Annotated in this window: 22 protein-coding genes; 9 read left to right on the top strand and 13 right to left on the bottom strand. The window is 53.3% G+C overall.

All coding sequences use genetic code 11. The annotated features are described in order from the left end of the window. Positions 1-39: 39 nt before the first annotated feature. Entirely contained in the window at positions 40-117 is a 78-nt protein-coding gene (gene azuC / locus ABRZ26_RS19225; RefSeq protein ID WP_349830377.1) for a stress response protein AzuC, read from the bottom strand. Between the two features lie 338 nt (positions 118-455). Here azuC and ABRZ26_RS19220 point away from each other — a divergent pair, with 338 nt between their 5' ends. From ABRZ26_RS19220 to ydfZ, 3 genes are all read left to right on the top strand, one after another. Continuing rightward, entirely contained in the window at positions 456-1,649 is a 1,194-nt protein-coding gene (locus ABRZ26_RS19220; protein WP_319605730.1) for a multidrug efflux MFS transporter, read from the top strand. A 158-nt stretch (positions 1,650-1,807) separates the two neighbouring features. Continuing rightward, positions 1,808-3,169, top strand: coding sequence for an esterase-like activity of phytase family protein (locus tag ABRZ26_RS19215; RefSeq protein WP_319605729.1), 1,362 nt, complete (start codon positions 1,808-1,810; stop codon positions 3,167-3,169). A gap of 241 nt (positions 3,170-3,410) precedes the next feature. Then, positions 3,411-3,617: a putative selenium delivery protein YdfZ gene (gene ydfZ, locus ABRZ26_RS19210; protein ID WP_319605728.1), complete on the top strand. Its 207-nt coding sequence runs from the start codon at positions 3,411-3,413 to the stop codon at positions 3,615-3,617. A gap of 105 nt (positions 3,618-3,722) precedes the next feature. On the opposite strand, the gene ABRZ26_RS19205 is transcribed toward ydfZ, so the two are convergent. The 10 genes from ABRZ26_RS19205 to ABRZ26_RS19160 form a co-directional block, all read right to left on the bottom strand. Beyond that, entirely contained in the window at positions 3,723-4,409 is a 687-nt protein-coding gene (locus ABRZ26_RS19205; protein WP_319605727.1) for a GntR family transcriptional regulator, read from the bottom strand. A gap of 199 nt (positions 4,410-4,608) precedes the next feature. Next, a complete protein-coding gene (locus ABRZ26_RS19200) occupies positions 4,609-5,892 on the bottom strand; it encodes a TRAP transporter large permease (protein ID WP_319605726.1) in 1,284 nt (427 codons plus the stop codon). Continuing rightward, positions 5,889-6,368 carry a TRAP transporter small permease gene (locus tag ABRZ26_RS19195; RefSeq protein WP_319605725.1) on the bottom strand — a complete coding sequence of 160 codons (480 nt, stop codon included), beginning with the start codon at positions 6,366-6,368 and terminating at the stop codon, positions 5,889-5,891. The genes ABRZ26_RS19200 and ABRZ26_RS19195 overlap by 4 nt, the downstream gene beginning before the upstream one ends. A 64-nt stretch (positions 6,369-6,432) precedes the next feature. Then, complete coding sequence (locus tag ABRZ26_RS19190) at positions 6,433-7,461, bottom strand: C4-dicarboxylate TRAP transporter substrate-binding protein (protein ID WP_319605724.1); 1,029 nt, start codon at positions 7,459-7,461, stop codon at positions 6,433-6,435. A gap of 347 nt (positions 7,462-7,808) precedes the next feature. Next, complete coding sequence (locus tag ABRZ26_RS19185) at positions 7,809-9,299, bottom strand: mannitol dehydrogenase family protein (RefSeq protein ID WP_319605723.1); 1,491 nt, start codon at positions 9,297-9,299, stop codon at positions 7,809-7,811. A gap of 10 nt (positions 9,300-9,309) precedes the next feature. Then, complete coding sequence (locus ABRZ26_RS19180; RefSeq protein ID WP_319605722.1) at positions 9,310-9,780, bottom strand: NanQ anomerase/TabA/YiaL family protein; 471 nt, start codon at positions 9,778-9,780, stop codon at positions 9,310-9,312. A gap of 8 nt (positions 9,781-9,788) precedes the next feature. Beyond that, positions 9,789-10,802: a 3-dehydro-L-gulonate 2-dehydrogenase gene (yiaK, locus tag ABRZ26_RS19175; protein WP_319605721.1), complete on the bottom strand. Its 1,014-nt coding sequence runs from the start codon at positions 10,800-10,802 to the stop codon at positions 9,789-9,791. Between the two features lie 19 nt (positions 10,803-10,821). Continuing rightward, on the bottom strand, positions 10,822-11,832 hold the full coding sequence (locus ABRZ26_RS19170; protein WP_319605720.1) for a Zn-dependent oxidoreductase: 1,011 nt from the start codon (positions 11,830-11,832) through the stop codon (positions 10,822-10,824). Between the two features lie 29 nt (positions 11,833-11,861). Further along, positions 11,862-13,076, bottom strand: coding sequence for a D-mannonate dehydratase ManD (gene manD, locus ABRZ26_RS19165; protein ID WP_319605719.1), 1,215 nt, complete (start codon positions 13,074-13,076; stop codon positions 11,862-11,864). A gap of 205 nt (positions 13,077-13,281) precedes the next feature. Then, positions 13,282-14,193: a LysR family transcriptional regulator gene (locus ABRZ26_RS19160; RefSeq protein WP_319605718.1), complete on the bottom strand. Its 912-nt coding sequence runs from the start codon at positions 14,191-14,193 to the stop codon at positions 13,282-13,284. Positions 14,194-14,430: 237 nt separating this feature from the next. On the opposite strand from ABRZ26_RS19160, the gene ABRZ26_RS19155 reads away from it, so the two are divergent. The 6 genes from ABRZ26_RS19155 to ABRZ26_RS19130 all read left to right on the top strand — a co-directional run bounded on the left by ABRZ26_RS19155 (position 14,431) and on the right by ABRZ26_RS19130 (position 21,056). Then, positions 14,431-15,408: an alpha/beta hydrolase fold domain-containing protein gene (locus ABRZ26_RS19155; protein ID WP_319605717.1), complete on the top strand. Its 978-nt coding sequence runs from the start codon at positions 14,431-14,433 to the stop codon at positions 15,406-15,408. Positions 15,409-16,011: 603 nt separating this feature from the next. Further along, a complete protein-coding gene (locus ABRZ26_RS19150) occupies positions 16,012-16,716 on the top strand; it encodes a 4Fe-4S dicluster domain-containing protein (RefSeq protein ID WP_319605716.1) in 705 nt (234 codons plus the stop codon). Then, positions 16,709-17,668, top strand: coding sequence for a cytochrome c nitrite reductase subunit NrfD (gene nrfD / locus ABRZ26_RS19145; protein WP_319605715.1), 960 nt, complete (start codon positions 16,709-16,711; stop codon positions 17,666-17,668). Before ABRZ26_RS19150 ends, nrfD begins: the two co-directional genes overlap by 8 nt. 4 nt (positions 17,669-17,672) lie before the next feature. Further along, complete coding sequence (locus ABRZ26_RS19140; protein ID WP_319605714.1) at positions 17,673-19,049, top strand: MFS transporter; 1,377 nt, start codon at positions 17,673-17,675, stop codon at positions 19,047-19,049. A 78-nt stretch (positions 19,050-19,127) separates the two neighbouring features. Beyond that, positions 19,128-19,481 carry an FMN-binding protein gene (locus ABRZ26_RS19135; protein WP_319605713.1) on the top strand — a complete coding sequence of 118 codons (354 nt, stop codon included), beginning with the start codon at positions 19,128-19,130 and terminating at the stop codon, positions 19,479-19,481. Positions 19,482-19,529: 48 nt separating this feature from the next. Further along, positions 19,530-21,056 (top strand): FAD-dependent oxidoreductase, encoded by a 1,527-nt coding sequence (locus ABRZ26_RS19130; RefSeq protein WP_319605712.1) that lies wholly within the window; start codon positions 19,530-19,532, stop codon positions 21,054-21,056. A 75-nt stretch (positions 21,057-21,131) separates the two neighbouring features. On the opposite strand, the gene alkB is transcribed toward ABRZ26_RS19130, so the two are convergent. Together alkB and ada are read right to left on the bottom strand one after the other, a co-directional pair. After that, positions 21,132-21,788: a DNA oxidative demethylase AlkB gene (alkB, locus tag ABRZ26_RS19125; protein WP_319605711.1), complete on the bottom strand. Its 657-nt coding sequence runs from the start codon at positions 21,786-21,788 to the stop codon at positions 21,132-21,134. Then, positions 21,778-22,875, bottom strand: coding sequence for a bifunctional DNA-binding transcriptional regulator/O6-methylguanine-DNA methyltransferase Ada (ada, locus tag ABRZ26_RS19120; protein WP_319605710.1), 1,098 nt, complete (start codon positions 22,873-22,875; stop codon positions 21,778-21,780). Before ada ends, alkB begins: the two co-directional genes overlap by 11 nt. Positions 22,876-22,986: the final 111 nt, after the last annotated feature.

Genomic DNA, 22,986 nt, shown 5'->3' with positions numbered 1-22,986 from the left:
CATACGCGGCCTTTGAGCAGAAACGGTGTTTAACGAAAATTAATGGATGGCGCCCGGCGGCACATCTTTATAAGCATTGATGTAGACATTCAATAATTTTTTCAATAATTTGCGCATTGTGCTCACCTTGATGAATGACGTTGTCGAATTGTTATCCTGATGTGATTAATTGTACGATTCGCCATCATCCCATGCAAGTTTTTTGTGATGTGCATCACAAAAATAGTTCTCGCATGTCGTCGTAACCACCACTGCGGCGCTGGCTTGCCGCATACTTTTGTTGCGAATAGTTACCGGGCTATTGAACAACAAAATCGCACTCTATGTTATGCTCGTCGCGAGAGATGAAATACCAGTAACCGTACGTTATTTGTTGATCCCCCTACCTGCAAATTACGTTCTGACGCTTAATTTCACCATTGGCAACCGGCTTACAAAGGCGCGTCCCGCACACCATGGAAACCTGGAAACTCAATTTATTCGCTGCATGGCTGGGCTGTTTTTTTACCGGCATGGCCATGAGCCAGATATTGCCCTTTCTACCGCTGTACATAGAACAACTTGGCGTACATTCGCACGAATCATTAAGCCTCTGGTCCGGCGTCATTTTCAGTTCTTCCTTTCTGGTTTCAGCGATTGTCGCGCCGTTATGGGGGAGTCTGGCCGACCGCAAAGGGCGTAAGCTGATGCTGCTGCGCGCGGCGCTGGGCATGTCCATCATCATGGCGCTGCAAGGCCTGGCCGCCAACGTATGGCAACTGTTTATTTTGCGCTCCCTGATGGGGCTGACGTCGGGCTTTATCCCCAATGCGATGGCGTTGATCGCCTCGCAGGTGCCGCGGGAAAAGAGCGGCTGGGCGCTGGGAACCTTATCCACCGGTCAAATTTCCGGGGTGATCCTCGGCCCGCTGTTCGGCGGATTTATGGCCGACTACCTTGGCCTGCGGATCGTCTTTTTCATTACCGCCGGCATGCTGTTCACCAGCTTTCTGATTACGCTGTTCGCGATTAAAGAAAACGTCATCAAAGTCAGCAAGGCCAATCGATTGAGCGGTAAAGCGGTGTTTACTTCCCTGCCCTACCCGACGCTGATCGTCAGCCTGTTCATCACCACCATGATGATCCAACTGTCAAACGCGTCCATCAACCCCATTCTGACGCTCTTCATCCGCGACCTTGCGCCCGATAGCAATAATATCGCGTTTATCAGCGGGGTCATTGCCGCCATCCCCGGCGTATCGGCGCTGATGGCCGCGCCACGGCTCGGCCGTCTGGGCGATCGCATCGGCGCGCACCGTATCCTGATTGCCGCGCTGGCGTTCAGCGTACTGCTATTCTGCGCGATGTCGGTCATACAAACGCCAACCCAGCTTGGCATACTGCGGTTTATGCTGGGCTTTGCCGACGGCGCGCTGATGCCCACGGTCCAGGCGCTGCTGGTAAAATACAGCAGCCAGCAGGTCACCGGCCGCATCTTTGGCTATAATCAGTCGTTTATGTATCTGGGTAATGTGGCCGGCCCGCTGATTGGCTCCGGCGTTTCAGCCATCGCGGGTTTCCGCTGGGTCTTTCTGACGACCGCGTTTCTGGTGCTGTGCAACTGCATACAGATCGCGTCGCAATTTCGTCGGCTACCTAAAAAAACCTGAACACGTCCCGAACGGCGGATTTCATCGATACCCATCCCGATTGCGTGCCGGCGTAAAACCGTCACGCGAATGACATATCCGTTATTTAAGCTCCTGTGATTTGCATAATCAAATCAGCCCATACCGCCCGATGACGGACACCCACAAGAGTGAATACGATGAAACAGAATGTGTTGCCGCTGTTGCTAGCCGGACTTATTCCTTTAAATGCCCTGGCCGATGGTGAAAAAGTCACCCGCTACGTCGTCACCTTTCCGCAAGGAGACCGTGTCGGTTATCAGGGGAAATTCGCCGGTCATTTTCCCAACGGGTTACCGATCGGGATTGGTTCCGGCCTGCATTTTGCGGGAAAACAGGGCGACGACCTGCTGTTTACCACCCTGACCGATCGCGGCCCCAACGCCGATGCGCCGATGGCGGGCGATAAGGAAGCCAAGATCTTCGCCAACCCGGATTACACTCCGATGGTTATGGATATCAAAGTGAGCGCCAAAGCGGCGCAGGCCGTCAACCCCCGCCCTCTGCATGACGAACAGGGGCCGATCAACGGCCTGCCGTTGCCGGGCGGTTTGATTGGCTCCACCAACGAGGTGGCGCTCAATGACGCGCTGCTTCCCCTGACGACCAGTAAACGCGGTCTGGATACCGAGGGCATCACGCCGGACGGCGACGGCGGCTTCTGGCTGTGCGATGAATACGGCCCGTTTCTGATCCATATCGATGCGCAGGGGAAAATCCTGCAAAAATTCGGCCCGACGCCCATCGGCGACGAACACGCCGTCGCCGACGGACTGCCCAATATCATCAAATGGCGTCAGCCCAATCGCGGCTTCGAGGGGTTGGCCAGACTGCCGAACGGCGACCTGATCATGGCGCTGCAAAGCACGCTGGATATTGAGGGCAAGAGCAAGAACCAGGCGCGATTCACGCGACTGGTCGTCTTTAACCCGGCAACCGGCGCCAGCCGTATGCTGGGCTACCCCATCGATATCGAGCGCTATAAAAAGGCCAAAGACGCCAAAATCGGCGATATCGTCGCTTTGGATAATCAACGCATTTTGCTGGTCGAACAAGGCGCGGATAAAGACAAGCAGATGCAGAACCGCATCTATCTGGTGGACCTGAGCAAAGCCACCGATCTGACGGCGTTCGACGCCGACGGCAAATCGCCTGAATTCGACGATCGCGAGCAGTTGGAAAAGCGCGGCATTCGTCTGGCGCAAAAACAGGAATTGCTGGATTTGCGTAGGCTGGGCTGGCGGCAGGAAAAGGTTGAAGGCCTGGCCATCGTCGATAGACAGACGCTGGCCGTGATCAACGATAACGACTTCGGCCTGCGTGCCGTACTGCAATCTCCGGTGAAAGCCAAGGACAAGGCGGATGATTATCAGGTCGGCGCGGACGGTAAACTGACGCGCGACGGCGAAGCCGTCCGCACCACGCTGGAAATCGTACCGTTGCAAAAACCAGAGTCCGACAACGAACTGTGGCTGATCAAGCTGGCGCAACCGATACGCTAACCGGTTTACGTATCTGGCATTTCTTTGCCCTGCCACGACAGGTTTTGAACGCCCGGACGGTGTTAACACAATATTGTTGATCGGCTAAATCCGTGATCAAAGCCGCATTTTTTAGCCGTAGTGGTTAATAACGGCTTGGTTTATATACGGACTTTCTATAAAAACCGCAATCCGCTGGTGATGGCTTTCCGCCGGCGGTAGGATCGTTACGATTTTTTATCGTCAAACGAAGGAGGTTAATATGTATAAGGCGTATGACAGATACAGAAATCCGCTCGATGCCGGTTACCGCGTGATGCAAAGCGATTCGCGCCTGGTCGGAACCATTGCGGCCATTCACGCTGAAAACCTGAAACGTGATGAAATCCGTCGTTCAAAATGCGTTGAACTCAAGGGCGTTAAAGAGTATTTCGCCCCTCAGGAACTGATGTGCCTTAGCCGTGCCTGATTGACGGTTTTACCCACGCATCATTTCTGTTATTTCGGGCGCCGCTCCGTCGCCCGATACTATGGTTCCCCAATCCTGTTCTGCTCCCACGCTAAACCCGTTCCCTCAGGCCTGTTCAAACCAATCGCTGTTCTGTTCGGCGATCGGCGTAATCGAGTAAATCAGTTCCTGCAAATGAGCGCGGATCGCCTTTTCAGCCGCATCAGGATCGCGCTTTTTCAACCCGTCAAAGATAAGATAGTGCTGCCGAATCAAACTCTGCGGGGGGGAAACCTGGCTGAGGCTAAGGAAACGCACCCTGTCCATGGTCGCCTTAATCGACTCAATGGTCTCCCAGGCGAGCGGGCAGTTGGCTATCTGGGTCAAAAACTGATGAAAGCTGTCGTCAAGGCTGAGAAACTCGCGCATCTGCTCATTCTGCGCGGCCAGTTCCTGGCGGCGTAAATTGTGTTCCAGCGTCAGGAGCTGCTCATCGGTGACCATCCCGGCGGCGCGGCGAACAATCGCACACTCCAGCGCCTGACGAATAAAGCGGGCATCGGCCACCCGCTGTTCGGAAATTTTCATCACGAACGTGCCGCGCTGCGGCAATATTTGCACCAGCCCGGATTCGGCCAGCTTGATAAACGCTTCTCTGACCGGCTGGCGCGATACCGCGAAACGCGTGGATATTTCTTTTTCCGACAGCAGCTTGCCCGGCGGAATAGTGCATTCCACGATATCTTTACGCAACACACGATAAATCTGTTGATTTACGGGTTCATTGTTATTGATTTGAAAAGAGTTATCCATTCAGCCGCTTTATACCCGAGATATTTGTGAATTATGATACCTGCTTACTCAGGGCGATATCTATCATCTTTTACCCGCCTGATTTTTAGCGTCGGACGCCGCCATGCGTCTCAATAATACCATGCGCGCCGGCATCGCCACGACAGACAACACGCTCTGCGGTCAGCCCGACCGCAGAGGCCTATGCCGTCGATCGGGGTTACGGCATCAGCAGATTAGGCAAGAACATCACGGTCTGCGGAAAAATAAACAAGATGCCGACGAAAATCAGAAACGCGATCAAATAAGGCACGGAAGATCGCATAAAGTGCGCCGTATCGCACTTCAGGATCCCGCAGACCGTATACATACAGATGCCTACCGGCGGCGTATTGGCCCCCAGCAGCGTCAGGGTAATAAACAGAATGCCGAAATGAATGGGGTCATAGCCGATCTCCGTCACAATCGGCAATAATATCGGCGTCAGCAACAGGACCAGCGGACTGGCGTCCAGCACCATGCCGATAACAAGAACCAATAGAAAAATCAACAGCATAATACCCATCGGACTTTCAGTAAACTCGGTGATCAATTCGGTCATTGATTGCGGCAACTGATCCAGCACGCTGATATGTCCAAGAATAAACGCGGCCATCACCAGCAGCATGACGATGCCGAGATCGCCCAGGGTTTCCGTCAGGGTATCGAGGATACCCTGCCAGGTGAGCTCTTTATAAATCAGCCCACCGACGATAATCGCATAAAGCACGATAAAAGCGCCCGCTTCCGAGGTGGTAAACAAACCTAAGCGGATCACCACAATCAGAATGACCGGGAACATCAACGCCCAAAAACCACGGCGAAAACTCGCCGCGACCTCTTTGAATGTCGGCTTCGACAAGGTTTCCGGCTGGATCTTCATGCGGCGGGCCATGATGTAATTGGTAATCATCAAGGTGACGGTCAACATTAAACCGGGAATAATCCCTGCGATGAATAATTTACCAATCGACACGTTACCCACAAAACCGAAGAGAATCAGTAGAATGCTAGGGGGCAACGTCGCCGTGATCAGGGAAGCAAAAGCAATAACCACCGCCGTGTAGGCGCGCGGATAGCCGCGCTCGATCATTGAGAATCCCAGCATGCGCGACTGCATTGAGGCATCGGCCACCGCCGAACCTGCGACGCCGCCCATCAACATAGCCAGCAAAACGTTGATTTGCGCCAGCCCGCCAATCATCCATCCGGTCAACAAGCGGGCGAAATCCAGTAGCCGCTCGGTAATACCGGTGCGGGTGAGCAGGTTGCCCACCAGAATAAATAAGGGGACGGCGATCATCGGAAAAGACTGGGTGGGCGCGGCGAATTTTTGAAAAGCGATGCCCAGCGGCAAAAAATCGGAAGTGAAGAAATAGGCCAGACTCGATATGGCAATAACAAACCCGACCGGCATGCCCATTAGCATAAACAGCAAAAATAATAAGCCCGTTAACCACATCATGATAAATGATCTCTCGCAGGTAATGCTCTGGTGGAAGTGACTTTCTCAATCAGTTGTTCAATACAGGTCAGCATCAGCAACAGACAGCCCGTCGGGACGGCGGCATTGACAAACACCTGACTTATTTCAGAAACCGGCAATACATGAGCGCGCGTATCCCAGGTGAACAGATAACCGGCGCCGGCGCCAAATCCCAAAAAGGCGATAATCAGTATTTTATTGATGTAATCAAAAACGTTTTGTAATTTTTCCGGCAGACGTTTAGATAAAAAATCGATTCCCATATTACGGTGATTAGCCTGCGCATAATGAATAGAAAACATGCTAATCCATGCAAACAGCACCATGGATATTTCAATTGACCAAATCAGCGGATAACCGACACAGCGACCAATCGCTGCAACCAAAATAAGTATCACCATAGCGACAAACATAATTCTTGCGATGGCGACTTCTATTCTGATGAGTTTTTTCATATGCGTTCTCTTAAATAACGTCCCGCGGCCGGGGCGGGACTAAAGCGTGGAAATACACATGATATTATTCAGCCTTGAGGGCCTGTTGCAGATCCGCTTTGGCTTGATCCAGTCCGAGTTTATTCGGTACGTTGGCGCAGGCTTTGACAAAAGGCTCAAGATCGATTGCGTGCAAAGTCGCGCCGCCTTTTACCATTTTTTCCAACACATTATTGCTCTCCTCGATAATTTTCTGAGAAGCGAAGGCGCCGGCCTTGACGGATTCTTCACGCAGGATCTGCTGGTACTCGGCGGGCAGCTGTTGGAACCATTTATCGCCGACGACAATCGCCGTCATTAAATGGTAGTGCTCGGTTTTGGTGATATTTTTCACCACCTCATGCAGCTTTGAACCATAGAGCGCGGTGGGATGCGCCTCCGCGGCATCGACCACGCCGGTCTGGATGGCGGAATAAACTTCCGACCAGGCCATCGGCGTGGGGGAACCGCCCATGCAATGGATGGTTTCAATAACGATTGGCGCATCAGGCACCCTGACTCTGACCCCTTTTAAATCCGCCGGCGTGGTGAAAGGCCGTTTGGTAATCATCATGCGGGAGCCTTGATACCAGTTGAATGAGAGACTGATCAGGCCGGACTTGCTCTGCAACCGAGACTCCCACGATTTAAATAACGGGGTGGCGACCAGCTTGGATGCCTCTTCATAAGAAGATAATAAAAATGGCGCGTTGAGTATCGCCAGTTCAGGCACAAACTGCGCCAGGCGGCCGCCGTCGGTCAGCACGCCGACATTGCTGCCGACCTGCGCCTGCTGAATCAATTCACCGTCCGCTCCCAATTGTCCGCTGGGAAATAACCTTACCCGCACCTGTTTATCCGTGCGCGCCTCCACGTTTTTCTTAAACTCCCTGAAGCCGGCATAAATAGGATCATCAGGGGCCAGCGCCGTACTTAAATTAAATTCATAGGTTTTTGCCTCCAGAGAGGAAATGACAAAGAGTGAAAGCAGCGTTCCCAATACGATTCTTTTAAAGATACGCGGAGGAGAGGCATGAAAGCGCTCATTGATTAATTTTAATGTATCGATTGACATTTTATTCTCCAAAGAAAAAGTAATGGGCTATAAACAGACATCTTTTCATAGCGCCCTCTGCTTTCACTTTCATTATTGACGGAAAGCGGTGATATAAACCTGATGACCGATAATATTTTTGCAACAGCGATCACATCTATCTGATTTTATCTTCCACTATTCGGCTTATATAAAAATCACACCGAGAGGTTCTCTAATAAATAAAATACGTGACGATTAAATTTATTTTTAAGCATAAATAAAATTATCTAATCAAACGCCGACCGAATTACCATGACAAACAATATGGATATATTACGCAACGCCTCGTCATATAATTCGTCGTGATTATCACTATCTTGATTAACTCAGCCTTTATTGATTTTCTCTAATACCAGACCGACGGATTTTTTCGCTCCATAACGTTGCAAGAGCGCATACGCCGCCGAAACCTGTTGAACGAAAGAGGCGTTGTCCGCTAAATCGTCACCGAATACGTTACGCAGACTTAATAGCGCCTCGACCCTATCCTGACCGTCCGCGCTTTGCGCAACCAACTGCGCCAGGGCGTCTTGCAACGGATCGCTGATTTCAATGTTTTTTCCGCCGTCATCGACGCCGCCGACATACCGCATCCACCCCGCCACCCCCAGCGCCAGCAGGTTGAAAGGCGTGCCTTGCGCCAGGTGAACACGAATGGAATCCAGCATCCGCTGCGGCAGCTTCAGCGTGCCGTCCATCGCAATCTGCCAGGTACGGTGTTTCAACCCGGTATTGCGATAGCGGGTAAGCAGCGATTCGGCATACGCGGCCAAATCGACGTTTTCCACATGCAGCGTGACGGCCTGTTCATCCAGCATCAGTTGCCGCGCGGCCTGAACGTAGTCCGTATCCTGCATACACTCGTCAATGTACTGATATCCCGCCAGATAGCCGAGATAGGCCAGGAACGAGTGGCTGCCATTCAACATTCTCAGCTTCATTTCCTCATAAGGCAGCACGTCCGCCACCAGTTCGGCGCCGACGTTTTCCCAGGCGGGCCGACCGGCGATGAAATTATCTTCAATCACCCACTGGCTGAAAGGCTCGCAGGCAATCCCCACCCGATCCTGAATGCCGCCGATAGCCTGCGAGATTTTAGCCAAAGCATCCGGCGTGACGGCCGGCACGATGCGGTCAACCATCGTGGAAGGAAAACTGACGTTGTCCGCAATCCATGCGGCCAGTTCCTCATCCCGCGCGTTAGCCAACGCCAGCACCACATTGCGGGTAACGCGGCCATTGTTCGGCATGTTGTCGCACGACATCACGGAAAACGGCTTCAGACCTTTTTCCCGACGTAGGCGCAGCGCTTCGACGATCGCGCCCGGCGCCGAACGAGGCTGACCGGGATGCGCCAGATCGTGCTGAATCAGCGGATGGTTGGCATCAATGGAGGCGGTTGACGGCAGGTAGCAATAGCCTTTTTCCGTGACGGTCAGCGAGACAATCGCAATTTCCGGCTGCGTCATCGCCGCCAGCACCTTCGCAATGCCGTCCGCTTCGCCGTGCAGCGCCTGGCGGATCACGCCGACGATCCGGCCGCGCCAGTCGTCGCCGTTCATTTCACACACGGAATAGAGCAGATCCTGCTGTTGCAGATCGGCGATTTGCCGCTCGCCGCCGATCAGGTTAACTTCGCAATATCCCCAGTCGCTGCCGTGGTCGGCGGCCAGCCGATCGGCATAGACCGCCTGATGCGCGCGGTGAAAGGCGCCAAAGCCAAGATGCACGATTCGGGTTCTCAGTACGCCGCGATCGTATTTGGGAATGATCGTTGCCGGCGACACATGCCGAAGATTGCGTTGTGAAAGATTCATCGCCAGGCCCTCATGCCAAATTCAGTAAGCTAAGCGGCACCTTAGCCACCACTTTACGCACCTGCCGTCTCTCCTCCCCCTGACATAACGGGGTATGAATATCCCAGGGAAACAGCACGACATAATCGCCGCTGTCGAGGCGCAGTGCTTTTTCATCGCCCGATTTGCCGTGGTAGAAATCATTGTCCTGTTCGGGATGCGCATCATCAGGGGTTCGCGCCAACACCGGCTGATATTCCAGATATTCCGCGCCGGAAATAACAAACTGCACGTCGATATTCAGCCGGTGCGTTTCCGCAATACGGTTCGCCGACGGCGCGGTGTCGGCGTGGAATGTCTTATAAACCACCGCTTGCTCCGTCATTTCACCGTCGGGATGATGACGGAAATCCAGACTGCGGATCCGGCTCAGCACCCGGTAAATCGCCTCCGGCAGTTCGGCGCGGCTTTTTTCCAGTTGAAGAATGTTGCCAATAATCATGCAATCACCTATTTAGCCAGTTCCAGCACTTCAGCCCACACGCCCTCGTCTACCGGGATGCCCTGCGCCAGATTCTCGCGGCGGTGGTTGGCTGAGTTTTCGCCTGGATAGTAAACGTCCGTTTGTCCTTCCGCGGGGTCTGATGTTTTCACGTAGTCGGCCACGCTGTCCGCCATACGCTCAGTGAATTCACTGCCGCCAAGCTGAGCCGGATCGAAAACGATAAAAATCTGGCTGGCGCCGGTACAACTGCCTTTCCCCACCTTATCGATGGCATTCGTCGGGTTACCGCCGGAAAGCAGCGCGGCCATCGCATCCAGCAGCACCGCCATGCCGGAGCCTTTCCAGTAGCCGGTCGGCAGAATACGCATCGATTGTTCAATCGGACCGGGTTCATCCGTCAAGTTGCCCTCGTTGTCGTAGCCGCCGGGAAAAGGCAGACGCGCGCCTTTCAGGCGCGTCACCTGCAATTTACCGAATGAGTATTGCGACATGGCCATATCCAGCACCAGCGGTCCTTTTTCCCGCGGCACCGCCATCACAAAGGGATTGTTGCCCAGACGGGTGTTTTTTGCGCCCCATGCCGGCATACAGGATTCGGTATTGGTCCAGCAAATCGCCGCCAATCCTTGTTCCGCCGTTTTCCATCCATAGGCGCCGCCCCGCATCCAGTGGGTGGTGTTGCGCAGCGCGACGATGCCGACGCCCTGATTGCGCGCCAATTGCGCCGCTTTCTCCACGGCGAACAGCGCATTAGTGACGCCGACGCCTTGATTGCCGTCATAAATCTCAATCACGCCTAATGATTTAACTAACGATGGCTCGGCATGGATATCAACCCAGCCTTTTTTAACGTAATCGACAAAACGGGCGACGCGATTCAAACCGTGGGAATAGACGCCATCGCAGCTGGATTCGGTATGGATTTGCGCGCAAACCTCCGCTTTATGCTCACTTAACCCGGCATTGAGAAATGCCTTTTTCACCGTTTCTTTCATGACGTCAAAATGGATTCTTGGCATGCTGGTTATCTCGCTTTTTCTAATGAATACTTAAAATCACCTTGCAACAGCCGCGCGGGTCCTGGTCAAAAATGGTCATCGCCTCTGCTATCCGGGAGAGCGGCATGTAGTGGCTAACCAGTTTTTCCGGCGCGAGCAATCCCCGCGCCAGCCAATCAATCACGGTAGGAAAACGGCGGCTGTTCAGGCGCGAGGTGAATAATGAGAGTTCTTTGCTGGTGAGGCTTTGTTGCGTGATGGCGCATGGCTCGCCGGAAAAACCGAGTAATCCGATACGGGCCGCCGGCGAAGCCAGCGCAATGGCTTCCGGCAAAATCGACGGGTGGCAGGCGGCATCGATAATCAGCGTCGGAGGACTGCCTTTAAGCTGCGCCGCCAAAGGCGTTTCGCTGTTATTCAGCGTCAGATCGGCGCCGCTGTCGCTCGCCATCGTCAATCGTTCCGCCAGACGATCGACCACCACCACGCGCCCGACGCCATACACATTCTTCAGTACCTGAAGCGCGGTCAATCCCATCGGCCCCGCGCCATAAATCAACGCCACGTCCTGCGGCGTCGGTTGCAGAAAGGCGCAGATATTGGCGGCAATGGTGAAGGGCTCGACCAGGCTCGCCAGTTTGTCCGGGATGGCGTCAGGAATACGATAGGCATTATCGGCAGGCGCGCAGGCGTATTCGCTGAATCCGCCGTCACGATGTACGCCAATGACCTGGAGTTCGGCGCAAACATTCGGACGGCCGACTGAACAGGGGTAACAATGACCGCAATTGACCACCGGGTCGACCACCACGCGTTCGCCGATGCGCGCGCGATCGACGCCCGCGCCGACATCATCAATCACGCCGAAAAACTCGTGGCCGATAACGCGAGGATATTTAGCGAACGGGTTCTGTCCGTGCCAGATATGCACATCGGAACCACAGATGCTGGCGTACCTGATTTTTACCCGCACTTCTCCCGCCTCGGGTTGAGGAACCGGTCGCGTCTGTATCACCAATGTGCCGGGTTGTTCAATCACCACACTTTTCATCGCCTATTCTCCAGGTCAACGTTCCCATCTCACCAATTCCACAACGTGCCGTCTTCCAGACGCGCCACCGGCAAATAGGCGGGTTCATAGGGATATTTGGCCGCCAGCTTTTCATCAAACTCGATCCCCAGACCGGGCTTATCGCCCGGATGCATATATCCCTGGTCGAACGTCCAGCTATGCGGGAACACCTCCAGCATTTGTTCGGTGTAGCCCATGTATTCCTGTACGCCGAAATTAGGCACCCAGAGATCGAAATGCAGCGCCGCCGCCATACAGACGGGCGACAGGTCGGACGGACCGTGAGAGCCGGTTCGAACCTGATATAACGACGCGAAATCAGCAATTCGCCGCATCCCGGTAATGCCGCCGGCATGAGTGATGGTGGTGCGGATATAGTCGATCAACTGCTCTTCGATGAGCTGCTTACAATCCCAGATACTGTTAAACACTTCGCCGACGGCGATCGGCGTAACCGTATGCTGGCGAATCAGGCGGAAACACGCCTGGTTTTCCGCCGGGGTGGGATCTTCCATCCAGAACAGGCGGTAATCTTCAATGCGCTTGCCGAAGCGGGCGGCTTCTATCGGCGTCAGCCGGTGATGCATGTCATGCAGCAGATGTTCCGCGAAGCCGAATTTGTCACGCACCGCCGCAAACAGTTTCGGCGTGAAATCAAGATACTTTTCCGTCGACCACAATTGCTCTTCGGGCCAGTCGCCTTTGGTCGCCGGCTCATAAGCCTGCCCTTTGCCTTTCGCCATCCCATAGGTGGTTTTCATGCCGGGGACGCCGCACTGCACGCGAATGGCCTTAAACCCGCGATCGCGGTGTCTGGCGTAATCATCCAATACTTCATCAATGGTATGGCCGGTGGTATGGCAATAAACCATCACCCCGGTGCGCGATGCGCCGCCCAATAGCTGATACAGCGGCAGGTTGGCGACTTTGCCTTTGATATCCCACAGCGCCATATCCACCGCGGAAATCGCCGACATCGTGACCGGGCCGCGACGCCAATAGGCGCCCTTATAAAAAAACTGCCAGATATCTTCAATGCGTTGCGCGTCACGCCCAACCAACTGCGGACAAAGATGATCCCTGAGATAAGACGCAACCGATAATTCACGGCCATTGAGCGTGGCATCGCCGATGCCGGTCACGCCGCTGTCCGTGGTGATTTTCAGGGTGACGAAGTTACGCCCGGGGCAGGTAACAAACACTTCCGCGCTGACAATTTTCACTTTACTTATCCTTCTCTACTGATGATCGCTAACGCCTTCTACGCAAACTACCATACAAGTATATGAAGGGAGATAAATTGAGTCACTTCACACTTACGTCATCGGGATTATCAATGGCGGACGATGCCGGGCTAATGAAAACGGACGCGAAAAAATAGCGGTCACTACCCGCTTATTCATAATAAAAATGAGTTAATACATGAAGTTAATCGTTTGACAATTTAAAGGGATCGTCGTGTTTTTCCAGAAAATCCACGAATAGACGCACCATCGGTATGTTGATGCTGCGTTTCAGGTAACTTACCGCAAAGGTTCTTTTCAGTTGTTCTTCCAGCGGAACGATGGCGATGTCATAGCCCTCCAGGCTCCTGGCGACGGACGCACAAAGAAATACCACGCCGGACTGATTCATCACCAGATCCATGATGATGTCGATATTGCTGCACTCGCGAAAATAGCAGGGATTGATGCCCATTTTGCTAAACGTCTCGGAGACCATCGCATGCTCGCCGGTCCCTTTCTGCGGCACAATCAGTTTATTATTCGCCAACCGCGTCAGGTTTAACGCTGTCGATTTGGCTAACGGATGCGATGCGGCCATGACCACCACGATGTCATCCACCAGAAAAACCGAATGATTGAACAGCGGATCGTTCAGATACTCGTCAAAGGGCGTAGAGAAAGAAATATGAATCTCGGTATTGCGCACCTTTTCCAATAAGTGGGTGCTCACCCCATCAATAAACGAGATTTCTATGTTGGGATAGTTTTTCTGAAACAGGCTAAAAACGTTGTAGTAGTCCAGGCGGTTGAAAATCGGAATGACGCCCACCAGCAAGGTTCCCTCGGAGCTTTCCTCATAGCTGCTGACGAACTGCTCCAGCTCATAATGCTCTTTAATCAACGGACGAATTTTTTTGGCGAAAATCCGGCCGAACGGCGTAAGGGAAAACTGCCGGGTGGTACGGTTTATCAGTTTTCTCTGGGTTTCAATCTCTAACCTGGCTATCTCCTGAGAGAGAAATGCCTGCGATATATTCAGCGTTTTCGCCGCTTTGGTAAAACTCCCGACTCTGATGAGTTCCTGATAATAGATAACTCTTTTTATACTAATCATGCGCTATGAATTATTTATAATATATTGATATAACAATTATATGAATATACAAAAAAACAAATGTGATGGAATGCACACTTACTTTCCTGCCTAACGGATTAAATTAGCAATATGAAATAAATTTCATATCAATTACATATCGTTGATAACCACTATCCGGCGATATGGTTTGCTTTGCATCCCCTTTGCGCTTATCCGGCATTTCCGCCGTGACCAACCACAGGATTAGACCAAATCATGATCCACCCAAACGCTAAAAAAATATTGCTGACCGCGCTGATGGTCGGCGTCTCCTGCTTGAGCAATACGGCGGCTGCCGCCGCCGCTACGCAAGAGCTGACCGTTAATCCCGCCGCCGTCCCGGCGGTAAAACTGATTTCCGATGTGGTGTTTTCCCAGGTTCCGAGCCGCGGCTTTCCCAACGTGGCGCTGAAAATGGATATCCTGCAACCTGAGGCGAAAAAACCGCTGCCCGTGGTGTTATATATCACCGGGGGCGGCTTTATTCATGCCAACAAAGACAACTACCTGCAACAGCGTCTCAAAATCGCCGAGGCCGGCTATGTGGTCGCCAGCATGGAATACCGCGTCGCCCCCGTGGTGCTTTTCCCTTCGCCGCTGGAAGATGTGAAATCCGCGATTCGCTATCTGCGCGCCAATGCCGAGAAGTTTGGTATCGACGGCGGGCGCGTCGCCGTTTTCGGCTCTTCCGCCGGCGGCTATCTGGCGGCGTTTGCCGGTACGACAAACGGCGACACGCAGTTTGATAAAGGCGAAAACCTCGATCAAAGCAGCCAGGTTCAGGCGGTGATCGATTTCTACGGCTTGTCCGATCTTACGTTGGTCGGCGAAGGACTGGCGGACAGCATTGTCCAAAAGCACGCCTCCGCCTCGGCGACCGAAGCCATGTGGGTTAACGGGACCGCCGTATTCGATGAGGGCGGCGCCATCACCAGCAATCCGGACAGGGCGGCGGCGGCCAATCCGATTAACTACATCAGTAGCGCCACGCCGCCGTTCCTGATTATGCACGGCGCGGATGATGAGATTGTATCGCCACGGCAAACCGCGCGGCTACACCAGGCGCTGACCGAGAAAAACATCGCCTCCAGCTATTATATCGTCAAGGGGGCGGTACACGGCGGCCCGCATTGGTTGCAGCCGGATATCATGCAAATCACCATTCGTTTTCTCGATAAACATCTGAAACCCTGATGGCGAATTAACATCTTTGCAATATTTATTGTCGGCGTTGGCGTCATAAAGGCGCCAACGCTTTTTAACCGGATAAATAATTTTTCGACCGCGGTCTCGATTTAGTCAAATAAACGCTTACCGATCACAAATAAATTACCTTATTGTTGATCGCATTAACAAACGTCAATACAAATAAAAATCATTCGCTAAAAATCGATGCATTATGTTGCAGATAATTCAGTCCCTATCGAATTGAAAAGTCGGGCGACTTATCTAAATAATCGCTATTTATAATAGATTGAGATGAGTTTTATATAGATATACAAAGAAATAAATGTGACTAAGAGCACAATTATACCCTTTGCCCTATGGTCAAATAAAAACAATAAAAAGAATATGGATTACGAGTAAGTAAGCTATCGGAACCGGAATATTTTAAGTCAAAAATTTACCTCTGATGCCAAATCGGTACCACTTTCCCCAATAGGTTTTTTGTTGCATGGCGCAGGACCGCCTCGTTTACCGTCAGGATGACACGAATCAGCCAAAAGCCTATCACGACGATTTTTGATATCGGTACCGCTTTCAGAATGGCTGCAGTTTCAATGTGAAGGTTATGTTATGGAAGAATTCTCTCGTCGTCGTTTTATCGCTTACCTGGGAAGCGCTATTGTTGTTACCGGGAATTCCAGCCTCGCGCTTGCGCAGACTGCCGAAGAGTCTGCAAAAACAACGAAACCCAAAGGCGTCAAATATGGCCTGCTGCACAATGAGCAGCGCTGTATTGGCTGCAATGCCTGTATCGGCGCCTGTAAAACCACCAACCATGTGCCGGATGGCGTCACCCGGCTGGAAATACTGAAAACGGTCGATATCCCGGCCGAAGGCAAGACCCGGGCCTTCAAACAATATTTCCGCAAATCCTGCCAGCATTGCGAGAATCCGCCCTGCGTCACCGTCTGTCCGACCGGCGCTTCGTTTAAAGACGCGTTAACCGGCATCGTCGATGTCAATGACAAGCATTGCGTCGGTTGCCGCTACTGCATCGCCGCTTGTCCGTATCATGTCCGTTTCATTAATCCGGTCAGCAAAACGGCGGATAAATGCAACTTTTGCCGGGAAACCAATCTGGCCGCGGGGAAACAGCCCGCCTGCGTCGAAATATGCCCGACCAAAGCTCTGGTGTTCGGCGATCTGAACGACCCCGAAAGCGATATTTCGAAAATGATCAAGAGCAATGCGACCTATCGGTCAAAAGTTTATCTCGGCACCGAGCCGCAACTTTATCGCGTGCCAGGCAGACGGGGAGAAGTAGACAATGCATAACGCCTTTCATTTTGACACCCTGGTATGGGATTGGCCCATCGCCATCTATCTGTTGCTGGTGGGGATCTCCGCCGGGATGGTGTCGCTGTCCATTCTGATTAAATACTATGTACCCGCCGAGTACAGCGGCAGCAATACTATTATCAAATCGACCGCCATCGTCGCGCCGCTGGCCGTGATTATCGGTCTGCTGATTCTGATTTTTCACCTCACCCGTCCGCTGACGTTCTGGCATCTGATGATTTTCTACAATCCCACCTCGATTATGTCGCTCGGAGTGATGTTATTTCAGGTCTATTTTGTGGTCATCGCCCTGTGGATCATCAACCTCTACCGCACTCCTTTACTCCGCCTGATCGAAAGCAAAATCCGTCGTCCGGCGCTCACCGCGCTGGCGCAAAAAGTCACCGGCGCGATTGCCGGTAAAGCCGGGCTGATTGAAAAAACGCTGCTGGTGCTGGCCGTGCTGCTCGGCTGCTATACCGGTTTCCTGCTCTCCGCGCTGAAATCGTTCCCGCTGTTAAACAACCCGGTATTACCGGTCTTGTTCCTGGCGTCCGGCACCACCTCCGGCATTGCGGTGGCGATGCTGGTCAACGCCACCTGCCGCAGCGCCTCCGGCAATACCGCCACCATGCACTTTATTCATAAAATAGAAAATCCGGTTATCTACGCCGAAGTGTTTCTGCTGTTCGCTTTCTTTGCCGGTCTTATTCTGGGCGGCGGACAAAAAACGGTGGCGGCGCACACCGCGCTCACCGGCTTCTGGGGCGGCGTGTTCTGGATCGGCATCATCGGGCTGGGGATCGCCGTTCCGTTAATCGCCGGCTTTATGCGTAAACACCGGGAGCCAGGCAGAGGCAGTCTCGCGGCGATGGCGGCGTTAAGCCTGCTGGGCGTTTTCCTGCTGCGCATGTTCGTGCTCTATGCCGGACAAATGACGGTGGCCTAAGGCGATGAATACGTCATGGGTCTTATTCTGGCTTGCATCCATCACTTTTTTTATGCAATCCCTGGATACCACCATGCTGTATATCGCCATTCCGGCCATCGCCGACTCCCTGCATCAACCGGTGCTGCGTATGGAAATGATCGTGATTTCCTACGTCATCACCGTGGTGGCTTTCACACCGGTCAATGGCTGGCTGTCTGAGCGTTTAGGCGAAAAGAAAACCTATCTGCTGGCTATCGGCATATTTACGCTGGGGTCGCTGTTATGCGTAACGGCGAACTCCATTATCAGCCTGAGCGTCTTTCGTTTCATTCAGGGGATCGGCGGCGCGCTGATGCTGCCTATTATCAGAACCGTGATATTAAGAACTACGCCGCAGGCCATGAAACTGATATTTCTTAACCGCATTACCCTGCTCGGTTTATTAGGCACCATGATTGGCCCGGTATTAGGCAGTTTTCTGGTTAATCTATTTTCATGGCGGGTTATTTTTATGGCCAATATCCCGCTATCTTTGATTTGTCTTTTTTTGGCGAAGAAACATATTCCCGACGAAGCGGTCGGCGTGGAACGCCAGGCCGATCCTTACGGGCTGGTATTACTGGTGTTAATGCTGTTTCTGGCCGCATTCACGCTTACGGCCATGCCTAAAAATATTATTCCCACGCCTGTCGCCATCCTGTTCTGTTTGTCCGCAATCGGTTTGGCGTTTCTTTATTTCAAACGGGATATCACCAAAAGAGAGACCCTGTTTCCGGCCGCGCTATTTGAAATAAAAACCTTCTCCATCGGTATCTTCGGCGGAATATTAACCCGGGTGCTGCTGTCGTCCACGCCTGTAGTGCTTTCATTGATGTTGCAAACGACGTTGGACTGCAAACCGGTGGAAACCAGCATGATCCTGCTGCTGTTTTCCACCGGAGCCTTACTGTCAAAAGTGCTTTTCGAGCCGATAATCAAACAGATAGGCTATCGCCGACTGTTGATGGCGACCACTGGATTTACCTCGTTGTTTATTCTTGCCATGAGTTTCGCCGTGCAGGAAAAATCGATGATGCAGATCGGCATTATCGCCACCATCCTGGGTATATTAATATCGACGCTGCACTCCGCGGAAAATACCCTGGCATTCAGCAATCTGAGCAATTCCACCTATAATAGCGGCAATAATGTGCTGACCATAACGCAGCTTATCTCGGTAATGGTAAGTATGGCGCTCACCTTTCCGGCATTACGCTTTCTGTCCCAATTTGAAGTTATCTTTAATTTAAACAGCTTTAGCCTGCTGTTTTTATTACTCGGCATTGGATTACCTATTTGTTGCTTAGTATTCAAGCATCTCAACGAAGATGACGGACATCACTTTATTCATGGGAGATAACAGAGAAAAAATTATTATTTTTTTGCAGTAAATAACCAATGACTTTTATATAAAACCTAACCTAATGGAACCGTTGATATGAAAACATCACCAGGTGCGCTCTCTCTTTGCCTTTTTTTAACCATCGGCAGCGCTTTCGCACAAGATACAGGCAATTTTAAAGCCGGAACTTATTCCGCGGCAAAACCAGGGCTCGGCGGCGATGTCACCGTGACCATTGACGTTGACGATAAAGGGAAAATAACCAAATCCACCATTGACGCGCCGGATGAAACGCCGGAAGTCGGCGGCGAAGCGGCAAAAGAACTGGCCAAAGCGATGACGGAAAAACAGAGCATCGACGTTGACGGCGTATCCGGCGCCAGCATTACCAGCGGCGCAGTGCTTGAGGCCGCCGAAGAGGCCTATTCACAAGCAAAAATCGGCAAATAACGAATCATTCCATTACCACGGAGTTTTAATGACTCTAAGGAAAACACCATGCAAAGATTCAGAAAAAATCTGCTTGCGGCCCTATGCATATCAATAACGGGGTTGTCTGCCGCGCATGCGGAAAACGCAAAACCGGCCATCCCCCAAAGCGCGGATGTAGTCATCATCGGCGCGGGGGCGGCGGGTACCGCGGCGACCATGGCCGCGGCGGAGAAAGGCGCCAAAATCGTCTTGCTGGAAAAACAGCCCATCGTCGGCGGCACCGGTAACTTCGCCGAAGGTATTTTCGCCGCCAACAGCGCCATGCAAAAACGTCAGGGCATTATCGTCACCCCGGATATGGCCTTCAAAACCATTATGGAGTACAGCCACTGGCTGGCGAATCCGTTTGTGGTGCGGGCATTCGTCAACCGCTCGGCGGATACCATCGAGTGGGTAAAATCCAAAGGCATCAAGTTTGAATATATCGGCCCCGGCGGCCCCGGCGGCATGTTGACCTGGCACGTTATCGACGGCCCCGGCCACGGACGTCATTTAATCAAGACATTCCATGAGCAGTTCAAAAACATGGATGTCACCACCCTGGTCAAGGTCGCGGGTAAGGATCTGATCGTTAAAGACGGCAAAGTGACTGGCGTAACCGCCGAAGACAGCGAGGGCCATCAGTTCCAGATCGAGGCCAAAGCGGTGATCATCGCCACCGGCGGCTATGCCAACAACAAAGAGATGCTGCAAAAATACGCCGCCTTCCCGGACACCATCATGGTCGGCAACGTCGGTAAAGACGGCGACGGGATTAATATGGCCTGGAAAGCCGGCGCCAAACCGGACGGCCTGGGCGTATTGCAGGCCTATCGCCCCGGCCTGCCCGACTACGCGCCGAACTCGCATCTGTTGGCCGCCGCCCGCCAGCCTTATCTGTGGGTCGACCAGCACGGACGTCGCTTCACCGACGAGTCCAACGTTATTATCTGGCCGCACTCAGGGAATGCGTTATCGAAGGCCGGCGGCATCATGTATTCCATTTTCGACGAACAGTCCCGCAAGCATTACGTCGAGGACGGCATTGATGTTCCCATTGGCGAATGGGTCATCGCCAATACCAAATTAACCAAGTTCGATAACGAGTTTAATAAAGAGAGCCAGAAAAACCGTGGTTTTGTCTTCCAGTCGAAAACCATCGACGGGCTGGCGAAAGCCATGGGCGTGGATGCCGACGTACTGAAAGCGACCATCGAACAGAACAATGCGTTCGCCGCCCAGAAACGGGATGAAGTGTTTAACAAAAACATGGATTACCTGCGCCCGGTAAAAACCGGCCCGTTCTATGCGGTCAGAATGCAGCCGGCCGCATTGGGTACGCTGGGCGGGGTTAAAATCGATGAAAAAATGCAGGCCATCGATAAAACCGGCTCCGCGATCCCCGGATTATACGTCACGGGCAACGACGCCGCGGGCATGTACGGCGACACCTATGATTTGCTGCTGGGCGGCGGAACTTTCGGCTTTGCGCTGAATTCAGGCCGTATCGCGGCGGAAAATGCGCTCGACTATATCCACTTCAGCAAAAAGTAACCGGCGTTAAATCGCGGACCGGTATGGCGCTCCCCAGGCATGGGCGCGCCATACCGACTCCCCGGCGATTTGCCGCTACCCGGCTTTGCGAAACGTCAGGTTAAAACGATACTCCCCCGGCAGACCTGCGGGCGCCGGCCCGCCTTTCAGCGGCGAAATGCCGTGATAACGCAGCCTCGATTCCCCGCCCCACACCACCACATCGCCGTGCGTCAGCGGCAAACGCCGTACCCGATCGCCGCGCGTCATGCCGCCAAACAGAAACACCGCGCTTAACCCCAGAGAGAAAGAGACGATGGGCTGCCGATAATCATGTTCATCTTTGTCCTGATGCAGAGACAGCCGGGCGCCGACATCGTAACGGTTAATCAGGCAGGCATCGGGGTCGAAAGCGCTGAAACCGGCTTCGCCGGCGGCATCTTTCGCCAGTTGAGAAAAGAGTTCCGGCATCGCCGGCCACCGTCGCCCGCTGAGCGGATCAAACGGAGAATAGCGATAACCCGTTTCATCCGTGACCCAGCCAAGCGGTCCGCAGTTGGTCATGGCGACCGACATGGTATAGCCGCCCGGCGTCACCATATGGCGGAACGGCGCGCACGCGGCAACCGCGTTGACCGCCGCCATCAGGTCCGCGGCCTGCCGATAAACAAATCCCCGCAGGATAACCGCGCCGGGCGCCAGCGATTCCGTCCAGCGTCTCGGTTCTTCCTGTTCAAATAAATCAAGATTCATGACGCGCCGGCTCCCCCGCGGCTTTTGCCAGGGCTTCTTTGCTTAACAGCGCGCTTTTGCGCGCCACGCCCCAGCGATAGCCTGACAACGAACCGTCGTGGCGTACCACCCGATGACAGGGGATCGCCACCGCCAGCCGGTTCGCGGCGCATGCCCCCGCCACCGCCCGCACCGCGGCGGGAGAACCGATCCTGGCGGCGATATCGCTATAGCTGGCGGTTTCCCCGACCGGAATATCGCGCAGCGCCTGCCACACCCGCTGCTGAAAGGCGGTTCCCCGGATATCCAGCGGCAACGCCAGTCCGATTTCCGGCGCATCGACAAAGCCGACGACCTGCGCCACCCGTTGTTCAAACGCCGCATCCCCGCCCACCAGCCGCGCGTTGGCGAACATTTCCTGCAACTCCTCGACCAGTTGCTGAGGATCTTCGCCTAACAGGATGGCGCAAATCCCCCGTTCGCTTTCCGCCACCAGAATATCTCCCAGTGAACAGGCGCCGACGGCGAAATAGATCGTCATGCCCCGTCCTTTATGTTGAAAGCTTTTCGGCGTCATGCCCAACTGCGCATCCGACTCTGCATAAAAGCGGCCGTTCGAACCATAGCCGGCATCCAGTATCACCTCGGTAATCGGGCCGTTTTTCATCAGTTGTTTACGCAACTGTTGCTGCCGTTGCGCCCTGGCATATTGTTTCGGCGTGACGCCGGTGAGGGTTTTAAACAACCGGTGGAAATGAAAAGGGCTTAATCCCACGCTTTTCGCCAACGCCTGCAATTGCGGCGCTTTGGCGGCCTGCTCGAGAATCCGACAGGCCTGGGCTATCTGTTTCGCATGCTGATCTTCTCGCGATATCATCCCCTGCCGGCAACGCTTGCAGGGACGAAAACCGGCGGCCTGAGCTTCCTGCGCCGATGCGAAGAACACCACATTTTCTCGCCTGGGCTGACGTGACGCGCAAGAGGGCGAACAATATACGCCCGTCGTTTTTACCGCATAAATAAAGCTGCCGTCCGCCGCCTTATCGCGCGTCTGTACCGCCAACCAGCGGTAATCGTCATTCTGATGGGGCTTATCGACAAATTTCATGCTTTATCTCCCGCGTGACGGATTGCGTAAGTCTTACGCCAAACCATAAACGGTATACGGCGGTCGAACACGCCCGACTCTTGCTTTTTAATTTCGCGCCTGCTGCATAGG

The sequence above is a fragment of the Brenneria sp. L4-2C genome, from assembly GCF_040240335.1.
Classification (GTDB): domain Bacteria; phylum Pseudomonadota; class Gammaproteobacteria; order Enterobacterales; family Enterobacteriaceae; genus Brenneria.
The sequence above is the reverse complement of the archived record's forward strand: the minus strand, read 5'-3'. Positions and strand labels throughout refer to the sequence as shown.

Bases quoted from the DNA above. Each gene is read 5' to 3' on its own strand.
- azuC (WP_349830377.1), bottom strand. From the start codon at position 117: ATGCGCAAATTATTGAAAAAATTATTGAATGTCTACATCAATGCTTAT.
- ABRZ26_RS19220 (WP_319605730.1), top strand. From the start codon at position 456: ATGGAAACCTGGAAACTCAATTTATTCGCTGCATGGCTGGGCTGTTTT.
- ABRZ26_RS19215 (WP_319605729.1), top strand. From the start codon at position 1,808: ATGAAACAGAATGTGTTGCCGCTGTTGCTAGCCGGACTTATTCCTTTA.
- ydfZ (WP_319605728.1), top strand. From the start codon at position 3,411: ATGTATAAGGCGTATGACAGATACAGAAATCCGCTCGATGCCGGTTAC.
- ABRZ26_RS19205 (WP_319605727.1), bottom strand. From the start codon at position 4,409: ATGGATAACTCTTTTCAAATCAATAACAATGAACCCGTAAATCAACAG.
- ABRZ26_RS19200 (WP_319605726.1), bottom strand. From the start codon at position 5,892: ATGATGTGGTTAACGGGCTTATTATTTTTGCTGTTTATGCTAATGGGC.
- ABRZ26_RS19195 (WP_319605725.1), bottom strand. From the start codon at position 6,368: ATGAAAAAACTCATCAGAATAGAAGTCGCCATCGCAAGAATTATGTTT.
- ABRZ26_RS19190 (WP_319605724.1), bottom strand. From the start codon at position 7,461: ATGTCAATCGATACATTAAAATTAATCAATGAGCGCTTTCATGCCTCT.
- ABRZ26_RS19185 (WP_319605723.1), bottom strand. From the start codon at position 9,299: ATGAATCTTTCACAACGCAATCTTCGGCATGTGTCGCCGGCAACGATC.
- ABRZ26_RS19180 (WP_319605722.1), bottom strand. From the start codon at position 9,780: ATGATTATTGGCAACATTCTTCAACTGGAAAAAAGCCGCGCCGAACTG.
- yiaK (WP_319605721.1), bottom strand. From the start codon at position 10,802: ATGCCAAGAATCCATTTTGACGTCATGAAAGAAACGGTGAAAAAGGCA.
- ABRZ26_RS19170 (WP_319605720.1), bottom strand. From the start codon at position 11,832: ATGAAAAGTGTGGTGATTGAACAACCCGGCACATTGGTGATACAGACG.
- ABRZ26_RS19160 (WP_319605718.1), bottom strand. From the start codon at position 14,193: ATGATTAGTATAAAAAGAGTTATCTATTATCAGGAACTCATCAGAGTC.
- ABRZ26_RS19155 (WP_319605717.1), top strand. From the start codon at position 14,431: ATGATCCACCCAAACGCTAAAAAAATATTGCTGACCGCGCTGATGGTC.
- ABRZ26_RS19150 (WP_319605716.1), top strand. From the start codon at position 16,012: ATGGAAGAATTCTCTCGTCGTCGTTTTATCGCTTACCTGGGAAGCGCT.
- nrfD (WP_319605715.1), top strand. From the start codon at position 16,709: ATGCATAACGCCTTTCATTTTGACACCCTGGTATGGGATTGGCCCATC.
- ABRZ26_RS19140 (WP_319605714.1), top strand. From the start codon at position 17,673: ATGAATACGTCATGGGTCTTATTCTGGCTTGCATCCATCACTTTTTTT.
- ABRZ26_RS19135 (WP_319605713.1), top strand. From the start codon at position 19,128: ATGAAAACATCACCAGGTGCGCTCTCTCTTTGCCTTTTTTTAACCATC.
- ABRZ26_RS19130 (WP_319605712.1), top strand. From the start codon at position 19,530: ATGCAAAGATTCAGAAAAAATCTGCTTGCGGCCCTATGCATATCAATA.
- alkB (WP_319605711.1), bottom strand. From the start codon at position 21,788: ATGAATCTTGATTTATTTGAACAGGAAGAACCGAGACGCTGGACGGAA.
- ada (WP_319605710.1), bottom strand. From the start codon at position 22,875: ATGAAATTTGTCGATAAGCCCCATCAGAATGACGATTACCGCTGGTTG.